Consider the following 3,469-nt stretch of genomic DNA (forward strand, 5'->3'; position numbering starts at 1 on the left):
CGGTCTTCTTCCTTTCCGTTAAATCCATACCGGTAGCCCTTCGCCGCGGCAAATGTCCTTCCTGGCATTTGCATTCCAAATGGATAGTATTTCTTTTTACATAAGGTGTTGGTTTCGTGAGGGATGTAATGGATTGCAGTTCCGCCTAATGAGCCAAATTAGCCATTTTCTGTCCGCTTTCAGCGGCATTACTGAGCTTAGAAAAGGTAGCCTCCAGGTGCTGGCTGATTTATCTAGAGATATCAACCAAATGTTATGAAGAACTATCGTTTTCTTAAAAATTGGCCTATGGTAATGTTCGCGCTAATTCTCTCATATTCGCAATAAGGCGAGGAGGGCTTTCGGAGTGATACTATTATCAAACCATCTCGCACATAGATTTTGTTGAGTGCAATAATGAAGTCGGTATTGGTACTACGCACATTGCAAGCTGTTGAAGAATACAATGGATAGTGTTACAATCTCGGAAATTCAATGTCCCAACGCGAAGTGCCACCTCACTTTATTTGATTGACCTGCCTACCAAGTGCACAAATTATTACTGGTAGAGAGTAACGCATTTGGCCGAAACGCTGGTTAAATCTTTTACTTAGAGCCCCGACCAATCATTAGCCAAAATACTTCAATAGACATTAGAGGAGGGTCGGGGCTCGCCATCTTGCGCCTTTTTGTATTTCGTTTATTCTATATAAAGGTAAAAGTGGCAATTGAGAATAGAAATTTCAAGTTCTATTCATATGTCGAAGCAGCTATAAATATTTTAGCAAGTGTTGACCATGTATGATCTGAGGAGAATGAATCGTCATTACTGTCCCTAAGAAAAGCCTCAACTGCATTTAGATATTTGAGAAGAGTATTATTTTCCCACTCCGACTCGTTAGCCTCTAAGTCTTCGGAGAGCTGCTTAACGAAGTTTGCCAAATCATCCTTTGTACTTATTTGTTCAATATTGTCCATTAAATTGAAGTTTATGCTATTGTGATGTCGATTGTTTGCTATTCCTAACTTCGATCGAAGTTCCATTATTCTGAGTTGTGAATTTGAAATTTTCCTTTGCCGGAATCTCAGTTAATTTTACGTATGGTATTTCAATCCCGGCCTTTTGGAATGCATGCAATCGCCTATTATCTAATGTAAATATCTTCCCGCCCTTTTCCACAATCCTTATTGGTGGAATATTCATCATTTCTCCGCTTTTAAGTCTGACAACTAAGTCGTCTACACTTGTGCCGCCTTTAAATTTCTCGCTTATACTATTCTGACTAAAGCGGACTGTGCGCGGATCGACCTTTCCATTTGTTGCCATTCGTGCGAAAGCACTCTTAGAAATAAATTGAAATGCTCTACCCGCAACTTTATTGAGCACTATCGAAGCGATATTCGTTGCCATTCCAGGGCCGCCATTCGCGGCATTTTCTTCACGCAGTGCTTTACCGCTTCGATCTAATGATAGTAGCGCCCAATCTGATGAGCTTCTAGTGCCATTTTGATTGTTAAGCGCATCTTCTTCCGATTTGTATTCCCATCTAAGTGGGTAAGTTCTTACCTCTTGAACGGGCTTACTTCCAAAAGTTGGATTGACATCGACCATTGTTGTATAGGTGTCGTGTACAATGTGGGTCTGTCGTTTGTTAATCGAGTTTTCGTATTTGGGCACGGCAGCATCGTTGAAAAGACTATTAGAACTCGCATAGCCGATTAATACACGGTCCACAATATCTTTTTTGCCGATGCAAACTAAAACCGGTTGTCCATCGTCATTCCTTATTCGCAAATAGTGGAATTCCTCTGCCCCATCTTGGTCGATCGCTTGTATTGGGGTATTGCCCGCAAATTGGTAAGGGGTGTACCAAGGGTAATGCTTCATCAACGGGTCAACGCTGAGAAACTTTCCTATTGCGGGATTATATACTCTGAAACCATAGTCCAGCGCAGTCAAACTATTCAGATCAGTGTCTTCCTCTTTCCCGTTAAATCCGTACCGATAGCCGCTTCCAGTTGTAAAAGCTCTTCCCGGCATTTGCATTCCAAATGGATGGTAATCCTAGAAAAATTCTATTGCGCTGACATCGAGTAGAAATTGAGACAGAGTCTAGGTCTGTGCATTTACCTGAAGTAACGACAGGTTGGCGAAATATGCTTTCCGCGAATTGTACTGATACTAGTTAAAAGCCAATTGCTTGGTCGCCTATCATTTTCCAAGTCTCAAATGTCATCTTTTCTAATTATTCTAGGCCGCTGACTCTTAGCAAATAAACCCCAGGGGATGACAATGCAAGATATCAATACAAGGACTAGGCCGACAAAAGGAATTTTATCCACCCCAACTCCTAAGTTTACATTGTGCATTACTGACAATAAAAGCATTGCCAGAAAATATTTGTTGAATCTCGCTGAAAAATAAGTCAGGGCTAATGCGACTATGAAAAAAATGTCTGCAATAACTAATGGAATGAAATACCTAATTCCGTCATAATTGAACTTGTCAGCGTAATACTTTAAAAGATCGCGCAGATATATGGCTCCCAAATAAATATTGCCCGATAAAAATATGATAGCTCCTGATATCCTAATCATTGCCTGACTTTGGGTATTGTTTTATTGTCGATGTTTCGCTTGATAACTTCTGGTTTGTCGTGGTCCACACTATGGGCGTCAGTTGTTGTTCCCTTATATTCTTTTGAAACATCAAGTTCAATGTTTTGGGTTTTATCATTCTTATAAACTCTCTCGTACTTTTCTCCATCAACTGCATTTGCTAGTTGTTTTTGTACTTTGTCCTGAGTGTTATAAATATGAATATGTGAATTTATTGCATCGCGCGCATGGATTGGGTTTTCTGCGCTTTTTTCATTGTTAACTGCAGGAGTAGCAACTGTTATAATATTGATCTTCACATCTGCGGCGTCAGCCTTGTCTAACGCTGCTCTTAACATTGGAGCCGCTTGAATCGCCACATTACCTCCATGACTGTGAGCGATGAGAGTAATATCTTCTCCTTCTTTTCGATTGGCCATAATATATTTTACTAGCTTTTTAGCTGCACGTCTCCTATCTTCAATATCATTGAATGGATTATTTCCATAACCTAGAAACCCTCCCCATTCAAAGGCCGTGTTTATCCACTTACTGTGTTGCAATCTAAATAACTGCTTCGTACCTTCCTTTAAACTACCATCATTATTACGCCATCTTTTGTTGTTACTCATTGTCCCATGAATGAAAAACGCTTCAAGCCCATCAAGATCGATAGCCTGAATTGGAGTATTGCTTGCAAATTGGAATGGCGTAAGCATAGGGTATTTTGTAGTCAAAGGGTCGACACTCAAAAAACGTCCTAATTGCGGTTTGTAAATGCGAAATCCATAGTCCTGAAGTTGTGTTTCAGGGTCATTCTCCTTCCCATTAAACCCGTATCTGTAGCCGCTTCCCGCCGTAAATAATCTTCCTGGCATTTGCATTCCAAATG

At 40.4% G+C, this 3,469-nt stretch carries 2 protein-coding genes and 1 pseudogene; all 3 read right to left on the reverse strand.

Going from position 1 to position 3,469, the window contains the following annotated elements; all coding sequences use genetic code 11:
* Nucleotides 1-729: 729 nt before the first annotated feature.
* Entirely contained in the window at nucleotides 730-957 is a 228-nt protein-coding gene (locus EPD60_RS07565; protein ID WP_131448469.1) for a DUF7660 family protein, read from the reverse strand.
* Between the two features lie 16 nt (nucleotides 958-973).
* Nucleotides 974-2,029 (reverse strand): annotated as a pseudogene (locus tag EPD60_RS07570) (RHS repeat-associated core domain-containing protein); the annotation flags it as partial.
* A 544-nt stretch (nucleotides 2,030-2,573) separates the two neighbouring features.
* A partial coding sequence (locus tag EPD60_RS07575) for an RHS repeat-associated core domain-containing protein (RefSeq protein ID WP_131448473.1) occupies nucleotides 2,574-3,469 on the reverse strand: 896 nt, incomplete at its 5' end.

Source organism: Flaviaestuariibacter flavus (assembly GCF_004337505.1).
GTDB lineage: Bacteria > Bacteroidota > Bacteroidia > Chitinophagales > Chitinophagaceae > Flavisolibacter > Flavisolibacter flavus.